Origin of the sequence: Kocuria sp. HSID17590 (assembly GCF_003989485.1) — a bacterium.
Classification (GTDB): Bacteria; Actinomycetota; Actinomycetes; order Actinomycetales; family Micrococcaceae; genus Kocuria; species Kocuria salsicia.
The window spans coordinates 1-691 of sequence record NZ_RBMB01000080.1; the positions used below are offsets into that span (position 1 = coordinate 1).

At 63.2% G+C, this 691-nt stretch carries 1 protein-coding gene; it reads right to left on the reverse strand.

The window, feature by feature from the left end; genetic code table 11:
* Window positions 1-370: 370 nt before the first annotated feature.
* The gene (locus D8M39_RS12490) at window positions 371-550 is read right to left on the reverse strand and encodes a hypothetical protein (protein WP_126875125.1); all 180 of its coding nucleotides are present in this window, start codon (window positions 548-550) and stop codon (window positions 371-373) included.
* Between the last annotated feature and the right edge of the window lie 141 nt (window positions 551-691).

The window sequence follows — 691 nt, forward strand, 5'->3', positions numbered from 1 at the left end:
CAACCACGACCGCCGGCATTCATCGCTCGGCTACCTCGCACCCGTCGACTACGCTCGGCAATGCACCCATCAATCGGAAACCGACGACTCGCACAGCGACCGGACCGAATGAAGGGGGCGGCCCACTGGCCTGTGCGTCGGGGCAGGGTGATCCGGACGTGGGTCATCTGGTGCAAGTGTTGGACCCGGTGGAGACGGTGGGGTTTTTCCTGAATCCGCCCGACTCGGGTGCCCTCTCACCGCTGCCCGACAAGAAGTGGGTGAAGACGGCCGCGACGAAGTTGAGCATGTGTGACACGCAGGAGGCCTTCGAAGTGAGCGAACGGATCGGAGCGAGTATCCTGACCCCGGGTGGCCCGGAGTCGCCGACTCAGTTGGGAATCTGCAGGAGCGTGCGCCGTTTGCGACCGTATGGTTCACCGTCTCGTCCAGGCAAGAAGCGGCTGAGTTCACCGCCGGCCGTGCGAAGAACCTCGCTGAGCAAGACTGAATCCTCGACGCGCATCTCGCGGAGGCGAACGGCCTCGATCACTTCAAAGCGGCTCTTCATGAACAAGGGTGTAGTCGGTTGAGCGCGTCGGTGGCCGGGTAGGGGTCGAGGTCTCCCGGATGATGGAAGTTCTTCACGCTCGCCATCCCGAAAGACCTCGACGTGCTCCACCCTACTTTCGCGACCCCTGACCTGACCACG